The organism is Lederbergia ruris, from assembly GCF_018332955.1.
Lineage (GTDB): Bacteria > Bacillota > Bacilli > Bacillales > Bacillaceae_C > Lederbergia > Lederbergia ruris.
This window is the reverse complement of record NZ_BORB01000034.1, coordinates 33,122-52,877: the sequence shown is the minus strand read 5'-3', so window position 1 is coordinate 52,877 and position 19,756 is coordinate 33,122. Positions and strand designations below refer to the sequence as shown.

At 38.7% G+C, this 19,756-nt stretch carries 18 protein-coding genes, 1 pseudogene and 1 riboswitch; of the genes and pseudogenes, 11 read left to right on the top strand and 8 right to left on the bottom strand.

The annotated features are described in order from the left end of the window. Nucleotides 1-111: 111 nt before the first annotated feature. Complete coding sequence (locus KI363_RS16670) at nucleotides 112-1,239, bottom strand: PH domain-containing protein (protein WP_212967026.1); 1,128 nt, start codon at nucleotides 1,237-1,239, stop codon at nucleotides 112-114. After that, complete coding sequence (locus KI363_RS16665) at nucleotides 1,236-1,730, bottom strand: PH domain-containing protein (RefSeq protein WP_158324266.1); 495 nt, start codon at nucleotides 1,728-1,730, stop codon at nucleotides 1,236-1,238. Before KI363_RS16665 ends, KI363_RS16670 begins: the two co-directional genes overlap by 4 nt. Before the next feature lie 447 nt (nucleotides 1,731-2,177). Between KI363_RS16665 and KI363_RS16660 the strand changes: the two genes are divergently transcribed. Beyond that, nucleotides 2,178-2,684: a hypothetical protein gene (locus tag KI363_RS16660; RefSeq protein ID WP_212967025.1), complete on the top strand. Its 507-nt coding sequence runs from the start codon at nucleotides 2,178-2,180 to the stop codon at nucleotides 2,682-2,684. Nucleotides 2,685-2,697: 13 nt separating this feature from the next. Here the strand turns inward: KI363_RS16660 and KI363_RS16655 are convergent, their stop codons facing one another. The 3 genes from KI363_RS16655 to KI363_RS16645 all read right to left on the bottom strand — a co-directional run bounded on the left by KI363_RS16655 (nucleotide 2,698) and on the right by KI363_RS16645 (nucleotide 5,504). Continuing rightward, nucleotides 2,698-3,120 carry a hypothetical protein gene (locus KI363_RS16655; RefSeq protein ID WP_212967024.1) on the bottom strand — a complete coding sequence of 141 codons (423 nt, stop codon included), beginning with the start codon at nucleotides 3,118-3,120 and terminating at the stop codon, nucleotides 2,698-2,700. 213 nt (nucleotides 3,121-3,333) lie between these two features. Then, on the bottom strand, nucleotides 3,334-4,233 hold the full coding sequence (locus KI363_RS16650; protein WP_158324269.1) for a hypothetical protein: 900 nt from the start codon (nucleotides 4,231-4,233) through the stop codon (nucleotides 3,334-3,336). A gap of 443 nt (nucleotides 4,234-4,676) precedes the next feature. After that, complete coding sequence (locus KI363_RS16645) at nucleotides 4,677-5,504, bottom strand: sugar phosphate isomerase/epimerase family protein (protein WP_212967023.1); 828 nt, start codon at nucleotides 5,502-5,504, stop codon at nucleotides 4,677-4,679. A gap of 189 nt (nucleotides 5,505-5,693) precedes the next feature. On the opposite strand from KI363_RS16645, the gene KI363_RS16640 reads away from it, so the two are divergent. Continuing rightward, the gene (locus KI363_RS16640; protein WP_158324271.1) at nucleotides 5,694-6,797 is read left to right on the top strand and encodes a hypothetical protein; all 1,104 of its coding nucleotides are present in this window, start codon (nucleotides 5,694-5,696) and stop codon (nucleotides 6,795-6,797) included. A gap of 85 nt (nucleotides 6,798-6,882) precedes the next feature. On the opposite strand, the gene KI363_RS16635 is transcribed toward KI363_RS16640, so the two are convergent. Next, nucleotides 6,883-8,814 carry a heavy metal translocating P-type ATPase gene (locus KI363_RS16635; protein ID WP_158324272.1) on the bottom strand — a complete coding sequence of 644 codons (1,932 nt, stop codon included), beginning with the start codon at nucleotides 8,812-8,814 and terminating at the stop codon, nucleotides 6,883-6,885. Nucleotides 8,815-9,102: 288 nt separating this feature from the next. Here KI363_RS16635 and KI363_RS16630 point away from each other — a divergent pair, with 288 nt between their 5' ends. The 9 genes and pseudogenes from KI363_RS16630 to tnpA (KI363_RS16590) all read left to right on the top strand — a co-directional run. After that, entirely contained in the window at nucleotides 9,103-9,774 is a 672-nt protein-coding gene (locus tag KI363_RS16630) for a TetR/AcrR family transcriptional regulator (protein ID WP_158324273.1), read from the top strand. Between the two features lie 82 nt (nucleotides 9,775-9,856). After that, nucleotides 9,857-10,780, top strand: a complete 924-nt coding sequence (locus KI363_RS16625; protein ID WP_306345185.1) for an ABC transporter ATP-binding protein — start codon at nucleotides 9,857-9,859, stop codon at nucleotides 10,778-10,780. A gap of 4 nt (nucleotides 10,781-10,784) precedes the next feature. Continuing rightward, a complete protein-coding gene (locus KI363_RS16620; protein WP_212967021.1) occupies nucleotides 10,785-11,621 on the top strand; it encodes an ABC transporter permease in 837 nt (278 codons plus the stop codon). A 33-nt stretch (nucleotides 11,622-11,654) separates the two neighbouring features. Continuing rightward, nucleotides 11,655-13,973, top strand: a complete 2,319-nt coding sequence (locus KI363_RS16615) for an ABC transporter permease (protein ID WP_246516916.1) — start codon at nucleotides 11,655-11,657, stop codon at nucleotides 13,971-13,973. 21 nt (nucleotides 13,974-13,994) lie between these two features. Then, nucleotides 13,995-14,753, top strand: coding sequence for an ABC transporter ATP-binding protein (locus KI363_RS16610; RefSeq protein WP_158324277.1), 759 nt, complete (start codon nucleotides 13,995-13,997; stop codon nucleotides 14,751-14,753). A 969-nt stretch (nucleotides 14,754-15,722) separates the two neighbouring features. After that, on the top strand, nucleotides 15,723-16,121 hold the full coding sequence (gene tnpA / locus KI363_RS16605; protein ID WP_212967020.1) for an IS200/IS605 family transposase: 399 nt from the start codon (nucleotides 15,723-15,725) through the stop codon (nucleotides 16,119-16,121). Nucleotides 16,122-16,137: 16 nt separating this feature from the next. Beyond that, nucleotides 16,138-16,917 (top strand): hypothetical protein, encoded by a 780-nt coding sequence (locus KI363_RS16600; RefSeq protein WP_212967019.1) that lies wholly within the window; start codon nucleotides 16,138-16,140, stop codon nucleotides 16,915-16,917. 10 nt (nucleotides 16,918-16,927) lie between these two features. Beyond that, nucleotides 16,928-17,653: a hypothetical protein gene (locus tag KI363_RS16595; protein WP_212967018.1), complete on the top strand. Its 726-nt coding sequence runs from the start codon at nucleotides 16,928-16,930 to the stop codon at nucleotides 17,651-17,653. A 330-nt stretch (nucleotides 17,654-17,983) separates the two neighbouring features. After that, nucleotides 17,984-18,346 (top strand): annotated as a pseudogene (gene tnpA / locus KI363_RS16590) (IS200/IS605 family transposase); the annotation flags it as partial. Between the two features lie 18 nt (nucleotides 18,347-18,364). On the opposite strand, the gene KI363_RS16585 reads toward tnpA (KI363_RS16590), so the two are convergent. Both KI363_RS16585 and tenA read right to left on the bottom strand, forming a co-directional pair. Continuing rightward, nucleotides 18,365-18,736, bottom strand: a complete 372-nt coding sequence (locus tag KI363_RS16585) for a YxeA family protein (RefSeq protein ID WP_158324404.1) — start codon at nucleotides 18,734-18,736, stop codon at nucleotides 18,365-18,367. 120 nt (nucleotides 18,737-18,856) lie between these two features. Further along, the gene (gene tenA / locus KI363_RS16580; RefSeq protein WP_212967016.1) at nucleotides 18,857-19,543 is read right to left on the bottom strand and encodes a thiaminase II; all 687 of its coding nucleotides are present in this window, start codon (nucleotides 19,541-19,543) and stop codon (nucleotides 18,857-18,859) included. Between the two features lie 109 nt (nucleotides 19,544-19,652). Next, nucleotides 19,653-19,756, bottom strand: a riboswitch (TPP riboswitch).

Sequence of the window (19,756 nt, the reverse complement as noted above, 5' to 3'; positions counted from 1 at the left end):
CACATTTACTCCTTTTTAACGGTGAGAGTTTTCGTTATAAAGAATCATTAATACAGCAATAATTGGAGGCGGTAAGTGGCATGCATTTTTAAATGCCATTTCATACATTTTTTACTTGCCAAATACAATGAGCCAGAACCAGCTTGGCCAGAAAATGCGTATCCAAAAAGATTTTTTGGGAAGACGAATCATTTTCTGGGTAATCGAATAGGATGGCAAAGTGTCCGAAATCATTTCATATGCCTTGTTAAGCGGCAGGAAAGGGTAGAGTGTATTCACTTCGAGGGTATCTTCCTCGGATTGTAAACCTGCACTTGTTAGCTTCACTTCGGCAAGACCAAGTAATCTTTTCATCATTGATTGTTTCATTTCAATCGCCTGCACCTTTTCTTTTGAAATGGAGAAGGCTGTTTCATCGATGACACCTTTCGTAATATAAATATGATTTGAATCTGACGATATTTCATATTTCCCATACTTTAAATAGGTTCTCACGATTCCGAAGGTTGCGGAAGCAATAACGAGTATGATCACAGTGATTGTCACAACCCACCACGAGCCGATCATCTTTTCAAAGAATCCCTCTGCCATATCTTCCACATGAAAAATTTGATTGATTTTGTAATAAAATGAGCCAATTAAAGGGATGAGTACTAAAAAGCTCCAAGATGAAAAGGATGCCTTTAAAATGTCCTTTTTCGTCGGTTGAAAATGGATGGTTCGATTCGGCTCCTGATGTTGTTCTACTTCAACCTCCATTTCATCGTATTTATGATTTTGCTCCTCCGTATCCTGATCCGCATTTTTAAGATGGGCTTCTATCCGATCAGCCTCTGCTTGAGAAATGACCGCAAATGTTATATTCGCATTTTCACCGGTCATGGCTGTTTCAAAATGAATAGAAGTCATATGAAAGATACGATGGAATATCGATGTGTGACGATTAGTGTTTTGAATTTTCGAGAATGGAATTGTTCGTTCCGATTTGTTGAAAAGTCCTTTATACAAATGAAATGCCTCATCATCAAGTTCGTATTTGTGGGTGAACCATTTATAAATGATTGAAAACAATGTTAATCCAACCACGAGCAGGAAAACAATCCGGCCGTATTTGATTAAGGCTGATTCCGAGCCCGCCTTTAGCACATATAAATAAAACACAAAGAAAAAGGAATTCCTTAATAATTTGCCTAAATCAAAAAACATAACAAGTGGAGAATAACGTCTTATCTTTGTCATTGTTCCACTTCCTTAATTTTTGCGTATTGAGCAATCTGATTCCTCAACTCAACAGCCACCTCTTTCGGGAGGACAGGTATGGTGTGAGAAGATCCCATTGTTTCGACCGACACGGAGCAGAGCCCGTATTTTCTCAGAATCGGCCCTTGTTCGGTCATAACCGATTGGATTTTTGTCATCGGGATAAGTTGATGCGTTTCATTGATTGCACCTGATTTCAATTGTAAAAACTCTTTATCTACATCGTAACGCCAATTTTTATAAAGTAAAAAAGGACGAATCAATGACCACCCGGCTCCAATTATAGTTAGCCCTGTAATGCCTATCAGTATCCACTCAATCCATTCTATCCATGAAAAGCGATAATCAAGGTAAAATAAGACACCTAGGATAAGAAAGCCAATGACATTCGTAATCGTATCACTGATGAGCCAAACCTTGATTGCATCCTTCGATAAACGTTTTTGAGGGGAATTTATTGAAGTATACAAAAAAACACCACCTATTATTTCTCTCTATTCTTCAGGCGTAAATTCAATCGTATTCACAACTACATTAGAAAACTCGGCTGAATAATACGCAGTTAATAATAAAATACCAATCGAAAAATTCCCGCTTACTGATGACGTACACACATTGCTACTACCTTCTTATGTTATCAAACTTACACTATTATAAGTAGGCAACCTTAAGTCATCTGAAACATCACCTTAATTTTTCCTTAATTCTTCAACATTTTGGATTAAGATGATATGATAGCTAGTAGATAAAAACGATGCACAAAACATTGCCAATAAAAAGAATCCGCTGATAGTCAAGAAGTTTGTGTGAAAACGCTCTCCCTTTTTGGGGAAAGACAAGAAATTCAAAGGATAAGCTAAAAGATAAACGTATCGCCCTTGTAGTCATTTACCATTTTAATAGGTTTGGGGAGACATATGAAAAATATAATTTCGTGGTTGTTGTTAGCATTTATTTTAGTAGGCTGCTCCAATAATGTGTCAGATGAAAGGAATAGCGCAGGGAAAAAGGCCGATGTGAATAAAGAAGAAGGTTTAAATAAGGAAGATGAGAAACCACCATTACCTTTTGACGTAAATTCTTTTATAGAGGATTTAAAAAAAGAAGTTGATCTGGACCCTGATGAGGTTGATATCTACGTCGTGAATGTATCCGAAGAGTTACTGATAGCGAATTTTGATTCTCTCACTGAAAATGTTTTATTTTTAGAACTGCTTGCTTCATATCTCGATGATACCGAAGATCAAATAAATGAATTAATAAAGGAATTGGAAGAGTATGATAGCTCTGTGGAGAATTATAGCAGCACAATAAAAATAGATGACGTTCGAATTATTACAACTTTAATTGATCATCAAGTCGTTATTAGTGTTTTTCGTGGTGATTGGGTAGAAAAGTCTGTGGAAAAGGAATTACAGGAATAATTTGCTTGTATTATTAAGACCTTATACTAAGTAATACTTCATTCATCCGATTTATGTTTTCTCGGATCTTTGCGGCACTTAAGTAATCAATTTTATTATGGTAGCTCTCGGTTTGCTCCAATTGTTCCTCAAGGGACATTTGTTCATATTGGTTAATCTCATTTCCCGTTGAATGTTTATAATTCTCTAATAAGCTTGCTTCTAATTGTTGTACCAGGTTATTTATTTCTTCCAAATTTATCGTCATGGAAACAGCTTTATCCACCTGTTCCTCAACGGTGTTATTTGTAGACTCTGCAATTTTCGTGTTTTCCTCATTTAACCCATTTTTTATATGCTGAAGTATTTGATCAAGATTCGGATCTACTTCCATGTGGTCAAGAATTTGTATTGTATCACCCATTAATATTTGCAATCGTTTTAAGGCACCTTGCATTATAGACTCCCACCTTTTTAACATATTCCTTTATAATATATATCAAATCATTACATAATATACGGAAGATGAACAGTCTTCGTTGTCAATAGGAGTCTTAACCAGCTGTACTTCCGCAAAATAGTATCAGTAAACAGGTCTTGATATAACGAAGTTCACTAATTCTCGCAATGTGCAAAAATCTGGAATTTTGTTTAAAAAGGTTTCTCGTAGTTAATACATAAGTCGATAAAAACCTATGAACAGTGGTAAGAAGAGAAAAATCAGTAAAATTCGTAATTTGAAGAATGAACTAATTACTTCAAGAAATGATAAATTTGCAATAAACACATTGTAAGGATTTTTCTTAGGTACAGCAATTTTAATGGAATCACCAGGTTCATATTTACTATAAGTGCGAGCAGATACCTCCTTATCTACTACAGTATATTCATCTTTAGAAATTTCATAGCCTATTTCCAGTCTGTGGTAAGAATCGTGATTAGAATTATAATCATAATCTTTAGATATTACTTCCGCTACAAGTATATCTTTATTAAAAGGAATGAACTTCTGGCCTAAATTGGCGAAAAAAAATAGGGAATAAATTAATATAGGGATTATGAGGCCAAGCAAAATAACTCTTTGAATAAGATCATCCTTTTGAAAGATAGGTAGTTTACCCAAAAGGCGAAGGAATGGTCTAAATACTTTGTACTGTGTCATCCAAAGCAGGAGTGTGATGCAAAGTAGCAGAATGCCGATAGAAATAAATAACAGATACATCGAGCTATTATAAAGCACATCTTGGAATGTATGGAAGTCTGTTCCATCGGCTGTGTAGCCGTTGATTGCCTTGCCATTCCTAGCCTCCATTACCTGCCTTTTTGAAATTCGAATTTCTTGTGGATAGATATTATCAGTCGGTTGATCTGCTTTCAATTCAACTTTGGCAAGATAAACAGGCGGAGTATACAGTCCTTTTTCCGTATTAATATCAAAAACAATTCCTTTTGCTTTCTTGAAATCTTTAATCGGGTAATCATATAAAAATTCCTCTGTAAAGTTGTGGGTACATGCCGAAATTGCAGTAGTGGTAAGTAAAAAGGCAAGAAAAACCCAAAATTTTTTCATTTTTCATCTCCTCATACATGGCCACGTATTCCTCTTTAAGGTTGCCGAATAGATATCTGTTCATATTAGTTAGAATTCAGTATACCTCATCTTCATAAAAACTCAATGTTTCCAAAGATCGAAATTTAGTTATCTACCCACTGCCGGATAAGTGTGAATCGACAGAATTGGACAAGGTGCTGGCATCGCACTTAGGAATTCTCGATGAGCAAATAAATAAAGGATGTAAGGAATGTTTAAACGTAGGGAGAGCGATAACAGGGAAATCAAGATAGGTGGTATGATTATAACTTGATTGATCAAACGGCGGTGATGAGTGCTTCAAGTGGTGATTGGGCAGAGAAACCTTTAGAAGATAAGTGAGATTGATCTGAGAAAAACAAGAAGATAATAAAACTAAAAAACGATGCAACTAGGCGCAATATTGTTGCATCGCGATGACTTTATAAGTAATCCTCTACAATTACCTTCGCTCGTTCTATCCCTTCCCACATATCACCCGGTCCGTCATAAATTAAGACAATCGGTCCGTTATAATTCGCTTGTTTCAATAGATCCAAACAATGTCTGAATTCCTCTTCATCAGGTATTCCTGCAGCATTGTAATGTGGCTTTGCATGAATCGATTCACTATAAGGGATGGTGTTGGCTAATTCATTATATTTTTCATCCCCACTCATATTCCCAAAGTCTGTAATCAATCTAACCTGCCCGTTAGACTGATTCACAATATAAAGGCAATTTTCACTCGTACTTGAAAGAGTACGGAAATTTTCTGTCACGATCTTTACTCCTTGCTGATGCGCATAGGCAGCAAGTTCGTTTAAATGTTGGGAAACGCGTGTCAGCGCTTCTTGGTCATCTGCCGGGGCATCTCCTGCAATCACTCTCACACGTTCCGCACCCACGGTCGCTGCTATATCAATCCATTCTCTTATTAACTGCACATCTGCTTCTACACGCAACTTATCCGTAGATGAGAGATCTCCATAATCTAATAAGAGAGTGTATAGGCGTATTTCGGCATCCTCACAAGCCTTCTTTAATCTTTGCAAATAGAGGGCATCTGTAAGAGGAAAATGGAAATGGCAAAGTTCAAAAGCTTGAAAACCCTTTTCCTTTAAAATCGCCGGTAAATCCAACAAATCAATGACGGTCTCCTGTTGTTCTATTTTTGTAATATGCTTTTTTTGTTTGTCATCCCAAGCGGTCCAGCGTAAAGGACCAAGCAATCGATGTAAACTCCAAGTACTGACAGATAAATAAGACATAAAAAAGCCCCTTCCGAAAAGAAATTCTTATTTTAAAGAATTCGATCTAAATTCTATAACTCCTTTATTTCAATGTATTTAATTCATGCCAATGCATAATCCCTTTTTCACATTTAAAAGTTCTGAAGAATTTTACGGTTAAGTTTGTTAAGATATAGTTACTTATTTTGAGATTGGTGGGGATGCAAATTGAAAAAGACAATCATCATGATCTCGATTATTCTTGGAGCGGCTTTTTTAATTTTTGTTCTTCCTGTTTTGGTGATAGGTTATATGATGTCGCATGAGGTTCAGAAAGTAAAAGATGCATATGGTTATTCAAATGAAGATATTATCGAATATGTGGAGGAAGAACACGATTTTGAGGTGGAGGTATTAAGGAATGAAGGACGTGATCCGGGGAGTAAGGGATTACATGTTCAAGATGCTCGTGTCCGTCAAATGGAGGACGATCAATTAGAATTTGATATCTTTATTAATACATTTGGTAGAATTACGGGTGACAATTATAAGGAAATCAAACAAAGGTTTGATTTAAATCAAGCTTATCGCAATTCCGAGTTATTCCATGACCTTCAGCAACTAGGGTTTATCAATCTTTCCTTCGGAGAAGAATCGGATGATCCACAGTTTTATATCGCTTTACCAGAAAACAGGTATATGGCGGACCGGGAAACATTACAAATGCTTTTCGATGCGCTTCCTTTACTTAAAAAGCTACAGGCTGAAGTAGCAAAGGAAGGGTATGAATTGGCTGAAGTTTCAGTTCATGGGGCAAATTTGGTCATAGATGCTGATTACCAGTCTCCAGAAGATTTGGGAAACCAATTCGCCGCTCGTAATATTCCTAGTTTCGTATACCAGTTTATAGAGGATGATCGGGATCAACTTCGGGAGATTTTGCCTCAGCTGCAAAGCTATGACTTCAATAAAGATGGCAATAATTCAATGTTGGAATGCTATGAGATTGTAGAATATCATCAGTGTCACGCCTATGAATTGAACTTATATCCGTACGAAGACCCAGAGGCTGATCACGATTTTTTTCGTTATGACGATGAAAATGATCGAAAGAATCTGTTTCAAGCGATCATGGAAATTAAAAAGATAGAACTGCCGATTAAAAAGATCCGAGTAAACTCTGTATACTCTCCGGAAAATCCGGATGACCAGCTTTATTCAGAGGAAGAGCTGAAGGCACGAGATGAGATTGTGCACTTCGCAAAAAGAACGGTTGAAATCATCAACTTTGATAAACTAGAAACCGCGAAGGATATTGAATTCATTTATTGAGAAGGAAGCTGAATTCGAAACAAAGCCTATACCCATTATTAAAAACAACTATTTCGATTCATCAAAAAAACAGCGGGGCTAAATTTTAGCCCCGCAACAATCTTAAGCCGTTCATAATGACCAGAATCGTACTGCCTTCATGGCCGATTACACCGAGCGGTAACGATAGATCCTGCATGAAGTTCGCTGCAATGAGCACCACGATGACAGCAACGGAAAATACCATATTTTGTTTGACAATCCGGTTCATCCTTTTGGATAGTCGGATTGTGTTGGGAATTTGGCGCAAGTCGTTCTTCATGATCACAACGTCTGCTGTTTCAAGAGCGGCATCGGTCCCTGCTCCCATGGCAATCCCGACATTTGCCATCGCAAGAGCAGGCGTGTCATTTGTTCCATCACCCACCATTGCTACCCAACGGTATTTTTTTGTTAGCTTCTTGATCTCTTCCAGCTTTTCATCGGGCAAGCACTCGGCTTTATACTGCTTCACGTCTATTTCGTGGGCGATTTCACGAGCGGTTTCCTCGCTGTCACCCGTAAGCATAAACGTATCGATGCCTGCTGCATTAATAGCTGATATGGCTTCCTTCGCATCTGAACGTACTATATCTCTTAAGGCCAGCGCTCCGATGATTTCTCGATCTTTTTTTACAAACACAATCGTTTTTCCTATTGCCTCCAAGGGCGTTGTGGTTAAAAATTCTTTAGCGGCTTCCTTTCCGACAAAATCTGCTTTTCCGATTTGATAGCGAACTCCGTTCACCGTTCCTTCTATGCCCCAACCAGGTACATCCTTAATGTCTTCCGCTTCAAGCAAAGGGATCTCCGCCTTTTTTGCCCTTCTTATAATGGCCGAAGCGAGCGGATGATTGGAGTAGTGTTCTATGGATACCGCGATCTGCAGAATTTTATCTTGGTCCCATCCGTCGCGAGCTACGATATTTGTGACTTCGGGTTTACCGATGGTAAGCGTGCCAGTTTTATCAAAAGCAATCGCCGAGAGCTTCGCTAATCCTTCTAAGTGCACGCCGCCTTTAAACAGCACACCCTGGCGGGAACCGTTGGATATAGCTGAAAGGACCGCAGGCATTGTCGAAGCGACAAGTGCGCAGGGCGATGCGACAACAAGAAGCACGAGTGCCCGATAGATCGTCTCATTCCAAGACCATCCAAACAGATAGTGCGGCAAGAACATCATCAAACCAGAACCAATCAGTACGACCATGACGTAGGCATTTTCAAGTCTTTCGATGAAAAGGTGTGCTGGCGGCTTTTCCTCCTGAGCGTTTTGAACAAGCGTGATAATTTTTTGAAAGAGCGTATTCTCGTTTGTTTTGCTAACCTTGACATGTACAACTCCATCGAGATTGACCGTACTGGCAAGGACTTCTTCATGTTCCTTTTTCCCCACCGGCATCGATTCCCCCGTGATGGCCGACTCATTGACAGAGGTTTTCCCTTTTACTACAACACCGTCAGCCGGAATGAGTTCGCCCGGTTTGACAAGAATGGTGTCACCGATTTCCAAATCTTTGGCAAGTATGCTTTCTTCCTTTCCATTACGGAGAACTCGTGCCGTTTCGGGTTGAAGCGACATCAAGGCGGAAAGCTCATTTTTGCTTTTGTTCATGGTATATGTTTCAAGTGCCCCACTTAGCGCGAAAATAAAGATCAACACAGCACCTTCCAGCCAATAACCAATAATCGCTGCACCGATCGCGGCGAGAAACATGAGCAATTCGACGTTCAACGTTTTATCTTTGATGGTTTCCTCAATGCCTTCTTTCGCTTTTGCGAAACCACCAATCACGAAAGCCGCAATAAACAGGATATTGATCACGGGGCCGGACATCACAATTGAAAGACCCCATCCAATCAAAATCAAAACACCTGCGACAAGTGCCGCAACCATTTCACCATGTTTTTGAAACTGTTCTTTCCAACGAGTTTTCTTGTCAGCCGAAGGGTCAGGAGTCATTTTCATGAATTGCTGTTCCGGAATTCCCATATTCATCTCTCCCTTTCTAATTGAGAATGAAATTCAAATTCATTCGCCTTAAAATACCGAAAGCTGCCGCTATATAGCGACAGCAATCATTATTTAAAAACATTACAATATTATATTTATTTTAATATACCATATATCTAGACCAAAAGCAAAGCAAATGTTAACTAAACAGGTAGGCTCTTTAATACTAATTTGAGTGAGCCCTTTTTCTGAAAATCCGCTTGACTTTATCCATAGGTAGATGTTAAATTCATTATAGACTGACGGTCGGTCTATAAAATTGGAGGTAGTAACATGCGAATGACAAAAGATCCGGATGAAAGAAGAATGGAAATAGTGGACGCTGCAGAATATCTTTTTACCACAAAAGGTTATACAAACACGACCATCAATGACATTTTAAAAAGAGTGGGGATCGCAAAGGGAACGTTTTATTATTATTTTCAATCCAAGGAAGAGGTTATGGATGCGGTTGTGATGCGCTTTATTGACATGGGCGTCAAAGCAGCTAAAGCGATTGCGGCTGACCCCCACCTAAACGCCCCAGAAAAAATGTTTCAAATCATTATGGCGCAAAGACCTGACTCGCTGTCTGAGGAAAGCAAGAAGGAAGAAATGATTGAGCAGTTACATGAAGTGAACAATGCAGAAATGCATCAAAAAAGTTTAGTGGAGACGATTTTGCAATTAACGCCCATTCTAACAGAAGTAATCGAGCAAGGAATTGAAGAGGGGATTTTTCATACCCCTTATCCCAGAGAGACGGTTGAGTTTTTATTAGTGTCTTCTCAGTTTTTACTTGATGAAGGAATTTTTCAATGGGAGCCCCAAGAACTCTTACAAAAGGCAGTAGCCCTAGTCCATATCATTGAAACGACGCTGGAAGCAAAAAAAGGGAGCTTTGCTTACATTTTGGAGATGTATCAAGAAGATATGCTCAACCAAACGGAAGGAGGAGGGAAGTGAGACTTGGTTATTCTTATGAAAAATAATTGAAGATGCAATAAGCCCGTCAAGAAAATACGGAACGTTTGCAAAATTAAAAGAGGTGATATTCTTGAAAAAGATCATAGTTGTTCAAGACTTTGTGAAAAAATATGGTCATTTTACAGCGGTGGATCATGTTTCTTTTGAGGTTGAAAAGGGAAGTATCTTTGCCTTTCTAGGACCAAATGGAGCGGGGAAAAGTACCACAATTCATACCCTATGTACAATTCTAGAAAAAACTTCAGGTACGATGCTTATTGACGGTAAAGACGTTGATCGAGATAAAAGTAAAGTGAGGGATGTGATCGGTGTTGTTTTTCAAGACTCCACCCTCGATAGTAAAATGACAGTGGAAGAAAATTTAAAAATGCATGGCCATTTCTATAATCTACCCAAGTCGATAATGGGTGAGCGAATCCAATTTGTTTTGGATCTAGTTGATTTGACAGATTGGAAAAAGGAAATGGTCAGCCGTTTATCTGGAGGAATGAAGCGGAGAGTAGAAATAGCAAGAAGCCTTTTACATTTTCCGAAAGTATTGTTTTTAGATGAGCCGACAACAGGCCTTGATCCACAGACAAGAGCCAATATTTGGGATTATCTTATCAAGCTACAAAAGGAAAAAGAAATGACGATTTTCTTGACGACACATTATATGGATGAGGCGGAATTTTGCGATCAGGTTGCTGTCATGGATTATGGCAAAATAATTGCTTTTGATACCCCTTCAGTTTTAAAACAAAAATATACAAAGGATATAGCACAAATAACAAGCGAAGATACAGAGGGCTTAGAAACCCTGCTTCAAGCGTCTCAAATGAAATTTACGAAAAAGGGCAATACCTATTCGGTTGAATTAACGGAATTATCGGAATTGATTGCGATACTTGGTGAAATTCGATCAGCCATTCAAGGTTTAGAAATAAAAAAAGGCACTTTAAACGATGTGTTTCTAGAGTTGACAGGAAGGAATATAAGGGGGTAATCGTATGAGAGTAATTGCTGCATTATGGTGTAGAAATGTAAAATTATTTGTGAGAAATCGGACCCAACTAATTTTAATCTTTATTATGCCGTTTTTTTACTTATATTTAATCAGTACGATATTTGAAAGTGCCTTCATTAGCAATCCAGAAAATTATGTCCTATCAGGAATTGTGATCATTGTCGTGTTCCAGACCTCACTCAATATCGCTACCTCAACGATTGATGATATTGTTTCGGGCTATATGAAGGAAGTCCTTGTTAGTCCGGTCAAACGAATCCAAATTGCTGCTGGGCAAATATTGTCATCGACAACGATTGCCACGTTTCAAGGGATCATTATTTTATTTATCGGTTATTTCATCGGTTTAAAATATACCCATATGATGACACCCGTTTTTGTAATTGCCTTTATGATTTTTGTCGGGCTTGTCTTTTCGGCATTTGGTTTATTTATAGCGACTGCTGTAAAGAATTCACAGACATTTCAAATTGTTTCTATGGCTATCACAACTCCCATTACTTTTTTATGTGGTGTCTATGTACCATTGAGCCTCTTGCCAAATGGCTTACAATTTCTTGCTCTATTCAATCCAATGACGTATGCGACTGCCTTCTTTCGGACCCTGAGCTTGGAAAAAATGTCCTTCTCTGTAGAGGAGCTACTAGAGGAACAACTTGCTTTTAAAGTGAGTGAATTTGTTATTACACCACAAATTAGTATGCTTATTGTTCTATCATTTGGTTTATTATTTTTATTCCTTTCAACGATGGCCTTTTCTAAAGTCGATTTTTCAAGAATGAATCGTGCGAAGAGTCAAAAGGATATTTTCCAGCAATAGTTTCTGATAATAGGAGGGGGAGTGGGATCGTAGGTGCTCATAAAAATCTTACACAAGGATTTTCTTAAAAATAAGGTTATTTATATAACGTTATGCCTTTTCATCGCCTTATCCGCATTACTCGTCGCAAGTGGTACCAATATGATCACAGAATTAGTTCATTCGATGAATGCCTTATTTGCCAAATCAAATGTACCTCATTTTGTCCAGATGCATGCAGGTAAGATTGATCGAGGGGAAATCGACACATTTGCGGAAGATAATCCTCTAATTAAAAACAAACAGATCGTAGAGATGCTCCACATTGACGCCTCTAATATTGAATTAGGAAATCATTTAACAGGAAAACATAGTGTGATGGATCATTATTTTGTCAAACAGAACTCCACTATGGACCGATTGCTTAATTTAGATAGCGAGGTACTACAAATTTCCAAAGGGGAAATAGCTGTTCCGGTCTATTTTAGGCAAAGGGCTGGTATAAAGCTTGGAGATAAAGTCAAAATTCCGAACAAAGATTTTGATATGGAATGGACTGTTGTCGATTTTGTTCGAGATGCGCAGATGAATCCCTCCGTTGTTCATTCCAAGCGCTTTGTCCTTCATGAAACAGATTTAAATGATTTAAAAAATCGTCTTGGTGAAGTGGAATATCTAATTGAGTTTCAACTGAAAGATCCAGCTACATTGAATGAATTTAGAAATATCTATCAATCTTCTAACCTGCCTCAACAAGGACCAGCCATTGATTACCATTTATTTAAGGCCTTAAATGCCTTAACAGACGGGATTGTGGCGACTGTCGTTTTATTGGTTAGCCTATTACTGATGATAATTGCTATTCTTTGTATAAGGTTTACTGTTCATGCTGCTATTGAAGAGGATATCAAAGAAATCGGCGTCATGAAGGCGATCGGCATCAGCTTGCAAGCTATGAAAAAAATCTATTTGTTCAAGTATATTATTTTAGCTGTCGTTGCTTCTCTTATTGGCTATATCCTATCTACATTCCTTAGTCATTTATTTACAAACAATATTATGTTGTATATTGGCATGGCTCCAAAAAGTCCCTTTCTCAAGATGCTTCCTTTGCTAGCAGTATTCTGCCTATTTATGATCATCGTATTCTTTTGTGTGATGGCCTTCAATGTTATGAATAAGATTAGCGCCGTGGAGGCATTACGGTCGGGCAGTATGAGAAAAACAGATCGGGTCAAAGTTTCTTTTCCTTTAAGTAAGAATAAGTTTATGGATGTTCCGACCTTCCTCGGCTTTGCGGATATTTTCGGACGATTTAAGCTGTACCGTTTATTATTATTTGTCTTCTTCTTATGTTCCTTTATCATCATTGTTCCAGTCAACTTTCTTAATACAATCCAGTCGTCTGATTTTATTCAATATATGGGAGTGGAGCGAAGTGATGTACGAATCGACATCCCGCAAGTAGATTCACAGCGATTCGCTGAACTTATTGCCCATATTCATAATGACCAGGATGTAAAGCGTTACGCGCCACTGAGTACGAGCCAGTTTAAGGTCCTCAATCAAGAAGGGATAGAGGAGAACATCATGGTTGAAATAGGGGATTTCTCTATTTTCCCATTGGAATATTTAAAAGGAAGCGCCCCTATACGTAAAAATGAAATCGCACTTTCATATTTAAATAGTAAAGAAATGAAAAAAACGGTTGGCGATACGTTGCGCTTAATTTTGCAAGGAAAAGAGCAAGAATTGGTGATCAGTGGGATTTACCAGGATGTAACGAATGGCGGACGGACAGCCAAAGCCTTATTACCAATGAATCATCAACCAGTGTTGTGGTATGAAGTTGCGGTAGATTTTAAAACGGGTATTGATATTCAAGCGAAAAAAGAGGAATATGCGCAAGCTTTTTATCCCTCTAAGGTTACCGATCTAAAGGAGTATTTAAAGCAAACGTTTGGAAATACAGTGGACCAACTTAAATTTCTTACGACTTTAGCCATTATCATTGCTTTGTTCATATCCACACTCATCACCTCCTTGTTTTTGAAAATGCTTGTGGCTAAGGATTTCTCAGAAATTGCCATTATGAAAAGGATTGGATTTTCCCCCTATCATATTCGCAAGCATTATATCGTCAAAATTGGCTTTGTGCTGGGAGTGGGGATCATTTTAGGAACGATCACTTCAAATACAGTTGGTGAAAGTCTAGTAAGTGGGATGTTGTCTCTGATAGGTGCTGCAAAAATTACGTTTGTCATTGATCCTGTGAAGACATATATTCTCTGCCCATTGATCGTTCTGTTTGTTGTGATCACCACAACAATTCTTAGCACGGTATCAGTGGGAAAGATTCGTATGGAAGATTGATCGCATCAAAGGAGGAGTTAGATGGAATTCGTTATAGAAGCAAAGAATTTGAGTAAAACATATTCTATCGGTAAGGATAACAAGCAAACCGTACTTAAGGATGTGAATCTCCAAATTAATAAGGGGGAGTTTGTATCGATTATGGGTCCATCTGGTTCTGGGAAATCAACTTTACTTTACACAATTAGTGGCATGGACCGAATGACAACAGGCTCTGTTGTATTCCAAGGAAAAGAGCTTTCTTCCCTTTCGGAAAAAGAGCTGTCATCTATACGACTGCATAACATGGGGTTCATTTTTCAACATGTTCACCTTTTGAAGAACCTGAATATGTTTGATAATATCATTCTTTCGGCCTATTTGGCGAAAAAAAGAAGTCACAAAAAAATAAACGAACATGCCCTAGCACTTATGAAGCAAACAGGTATTACGGAGATTTCTAAGCATGATATGACGCAGGTATCAGGTGGTCAACTACAAAGGGTGGGAATATGCAGGGCTCTTATCAATAATCCGGACATCCTGTTTGGTGATGAACCGACAGGAGCACTTAACTCGAAAGCAGCTAGTGAAATCATGGAATTATTAACAGATATTAACCATGCGGGAACAGCCATTTTAATTGTGACGCATGATGTCAAAGTTGCTGCTAAAACCGAGCGAGTACTCTATATGTACGATGGGGTTATGATCGGTGAGAAAAGGCTCGGAAAATATGCAGGTGATGATAAGCAACGAGAAGAACGGTTATCGAATTGGTTAATGGAAATGGACTTTTAAAATAATAGTCGTAACAAAGCTGCGAGATGAAAGGAAGAAGGTGAGATTTCAATCAGCAGGGATTTTCTCATAGAAGCAGTTCCTAGTAAACGAGTAATTCTTAAGATAATAAAAAACTTGTCGGAATTCTCATATATTTGTTACATCCCCCTTTTTAAAAATGGAAAAAAATGTTAATCTATTAATATTCAGATATATATCCTGGAATAAGGTTCGAATTACACCTAAAGTACGAATGTAATTTTGAAAAGTCGTTCTTTAACATCATTTACTTTTACAAGGTAAATCCAGTTCTCAAAAAAGTCTGCAAATGTTGTTTTTCTATAAGCAAGTTCTTTACCTTCTCCTTTCGCTAATTCCATTTCTAATGCCCAAAGTTCTGCTTCCCTCTTTGTTGGAAAAGTTTTAGAAAATTTTTTTGTTCTCCTCGTTTGTATAAAGAAACTTGCGCCCGATTTTCCTCTATTTATTTTTCTGTCATATTTTGTCGCACGAGAACCTTTTAACCAGTATTGACACTAATAGGGTTGTTTGTTACGTTGGTATCAGTACATAATTTATGTACTAAAAGGTATAAGGAGTCAAGTCCACAATCTTATGTAAAATAGCCTAACAATTTTTTGGGTACCCCAAATGTATTTGGCAATCAATTGATGTAGTTAATGGCAATATATTTATTTACTTTTTGCCATAATTATACACGTGCATTTTGTCGCTTGACATGGAGCCTCTGCGAGTGTGGTATCTAGCGAAGGGCGAAAGGTTAGTAATTCTCCCTTTCGCAAGGCGAAAAGCCTACCACACACGCCACTCCATGTAAAGCGTAGCGTTATACAAATAATACACTGCCACAACTTACATTTTTAAATTGCCACCAACAAAGCAATCCGGATATTCTTATAAAATACTTCAATTATATTTGAGTATGCTCATATTCAATACATACACAAAATATGTTATAATAGGAACATGATAGAAGAATATAGACATACCAAAACCACTGTAAGCCTTCTCAACTATCATTTTGTGTTTTGTCCTAGATACAGGCGAAAAATTTTTTTGAACGAGGCGGTAGATTTAAGATTTAAGCAACTCGTTCAAAAAATTTGTGAGAAGTATGGATTCAAGATAGTCGCAATGAAGACTGATAAAGATCACTGCCACTTAATTGTGAACACACTTCCTACTTTCAGCCCAGCGGATGTCATGAACAAAGTGAAAGGAGGAACTTCAAAGATACTTCGGGAAGAATTCGCACACTTGAACAAAATGCCAAGTTTGTGGACTCGAAACTACTTTGTTTCAACTGCTGGTAATGTATCCAGTGAAACCATTAAACGATACGTTGAGATGCAACGAAAACGCTAGAGAGGGGACGAAATCAATGGGGAAATCGAATACGCCTAGTTATGTCCTTGAATTAGAACTTGATGTAAACAAGAAGGATGTTGTTATTCTCGAAAAGAAAATGCGAATAGCGAAAAACATCTATAATTCATGCCTTAGGTACGCTCTCAAACGTTTAGCTGAACTACGCTCAGACAAAGAATATCGTGAACTTGTGAAAGATAAGAAAGCTAAAGCTAGAACGAAACGGCTAAAGGAAATCGAACAGTCACACGGTTACTCTGAATACCAACTTCATGATTTCGTAAAACCAATACAAGCGAAGTATAAGAAAAATATCGGTTCCTTTGAAGCACAGAAGCTTGCCTCACGTGCATTCAATGCAGTAGAGAAATTGAAGTTTCGACAAGCACAACATGTTCACTTCAAACGACCTGAAGACGATATGTCCGTAGAGAACAAATCCAATGGTACAGGGCTTCGTTTTGATGGCGAATTTCTTCTTTGGGGAGAACAAACTCGGGTATCTAAGAAGAATCCTGTAAGTCAACCTACGAAAGGTGCTCTGAAGCTGAGGGGATTCGTGAAGCCAAATGATCTCTATGCTCAAGAATCCCTTAGTGACAGAACAAAATATTGTCGGGTTATTATGCGAGAAATCCGTGGGACAAAACGTTTCTTCGTTCAGCTGGTACAAGAAGGATTCCCTCCTGTAAAACGAGATAAAGACACTGGTTTAAAAAAACACCCTGTCGATAAGTCAGACAAACGGGTTGGCATTGATATCGGTCCATCCACCATAGCTACTGTTGGCTGAGAATTGCATTATGGATGCCAAAAAGCTTCGCCATATTGAGCGAAGAATGGATAGGTCGAAACGTGCATCCAATCCAGACAACTACAATGAAGATGGCACCATCAAACGTGGAAAAAAACTTTCTTGGAACTTTTCTAAGCGATACATGAGCTTGAAAGCCAAAAGGAAGGACATTCATAGAAAACTTGTGGCTAAGCGAAAACAAGCGCATGAAACACTTGCCAACGATATTCTTTTCCAAGGTTCGGATGTTCGAGTAGAAACCATGCGCTTTCAATCTCTTCAAAAGAAAGTGAAGAAGACGACTCGAAACAAAAAGAATGGTCGTATCAATAGGAAAAAACGGTATGGAAAGAGCCTATTGAACCATGCTCCTGCTATGTTGATAACGATACTTGACCGAAAACTTGGCTATCAAGGAAAATCGGTCAAAAAAATAGATACATATGCCACAAAAGCGAGCCAGTTCAATCATGGGACTGGTGATTATACAAAGAAACAACTCAACGAGCGTTGGAACAACATCCTAGGTTTTCCAGTCCAACGTGATATATACAGCGCTTTCCTTATTAGGAACACCAAAGATAGCCTAGATACCGTTGATGTGGGTCTTTGCAACACACAATGGGATGATTTTTTAGAACTGCACAATCGTGAGATTGCACGAATTCAACAATCATCAAGCAAGACACTCTACTGGTTTGTGAAGCCAGACAAAACGAAAAGGCTGCCGTAGCAGCCTAGGAATACAAAATCAAATTAGGTTGTCGCTTGGACTGACTGGCACCAAGAGAGTTCTCCTTAAACTCAAGTATGCGATAGTGAAGTCGATGTACGGTCTCTTTTGAGGCTAGGCATGTGTAAGCGAGCTATACGCCACGCGCTATCGTGAAAGACTTGCTAAATTCATCCAGTGCTTAGGATGCAAACTCAATCGCAAGGTTGATAAGGTACCTTTGAGAAGATGAAACGCTTGTATTCTTCGCGGCATACAGGCTGCAAGCCACCTGCTGTCTAGGTCGTGGGAACCCCACGTCTTTAGGCGTGGGAGCCGTCAGTTACGTATCAATTAGTGATTGTCACGAAGAATCGGCATACCTTTATTACAACGGAAATGATGAGGAAGTTTAAGCAGTTGGCCAATTTTCATTTCGAAAGGTGGGGATGCGAGGCTTTAGAAGTAAATGGAGAAGAAGATCACCTCTCTATTGTTTTTTCAGCAACACCCCAAGTTCAGCTATCACAGATGATTAATCACTTTAAGTTAGAAACGACGAAATCATGGAAACGAACTACGATTCACCATGATGCTGGTTTTTCACTCTGGAGTTCAGGATATATGCTAACAACTATAGGGAAGATTGGACATAATACTGTTCTTGAATATATTGTCGATCAAGGAAGAAAGGAAAATCCTTTAAACCATTGATTTAGAAAACCAGGCTCTTCAATTAGAAGATGCCTGGTTTTCTAGCTTTTCCCTTACCTCATCTGGGAGCTCTTCCCATAATACCTCTTCCCAAGTTTTGATATATTTTCCTTTCGAATCGACTCGGAGAAAAGCTAAATCCCGCAATTCCCCTCCAGCATAGAAGGTGACCGTTCGTTCTTTTCCCGATTCATCAAAACCGGAAAGCGTATAATCAAACCCGCCTGGAGAACGCGGGGTGCCTTTTTCCGTTATTTGAACGTAAATATCTTTCCTCGGAACAAGAGGATTAAATCGATCCGTAACCTCATTATGAAAAATGAGAGAGGCGGCCACCAAACTCCCAACGAGTATGAATATAGTAAGTAAACCAATGAGCCAGCTTTTCATTCGCTCCCTTCCTTTCTCCTTGTTTATTGCTAAGTTTAGCAAGGAGTTTCACAGAGAGCGATCTAGATTACTTACACATAAATTACATTTTTGTAAGGATTATAAGATTTCATACTTAGATCAGGGTTGAACTACTGGCGTTTGTTCAGATAGCCACTTTTCCTCCTGATAAGCCATCTCCCAAAAAGCTAGCTCATACTCTTTAGCGATGACAAACTGTTCTTTAATTTTCTCCTTTTCTGCCACGGTAGCAGTGGCAACGATATGATTCAATAAGTCGATTTGCTCTTGTGTGGAGGATTGGAACCATTCACTAGCATAGGTTTCAATCCATTTTTGGTAGATCGGCTCTTTGGGTGTCGCATGTTCGTATGTTTTTCCAATATCTGCATAAAGCCAATAGCAAGGTAGCATTGCAGCAATCGTTTGGGCAAAGCTGCCAGAAAGAGCGGCTCGATACAAATGGGATGTATAGGCATAGGCAGTTGGCGCTGGACGGAAGTTTTCCATTTCATCTTCTGTAATATTCAAGATTTTGGCGTGTTCCTCGTGAACGGTTAGCTCTGCCTGGGCCGTTAACTGGGCTTTTTTAGCCAATAATGCCGTATGGCTAAAGTCATCAGCCTGTGCAGCAGCCAGCGCGTGGACTTTTCCGTAATGTTTTAAGTAGTAAATATCCTGGAGAATGTAATATTTAAATTTTTCTAAAGGTAAATCTCCTTGGACGATCCCTAATACGAAGGGATGCTTCAAACTAAGCTCCCAGCTGTGTTCAGTAGCTTGTCTTAATTCCTCTGTAAAATGCATAAAAAAATCCTCCTCTAATTCATCATCGTTTCCGACTGACGGGAGAAGGGTGGTGTTTTTTCCCGAAAAGAATGCTCTGCGCTCGTAGCAAAACAAAGGGGCCTCTCAGGATAAAAATTTTCCACTTCCCTCCGCTGGTATTAACCAGTTCAGGTTCTAAGGGTCCTAAAGAATTCTTTAATCTCAGCCGCAATGGCTCCCCTAGCAGAAACA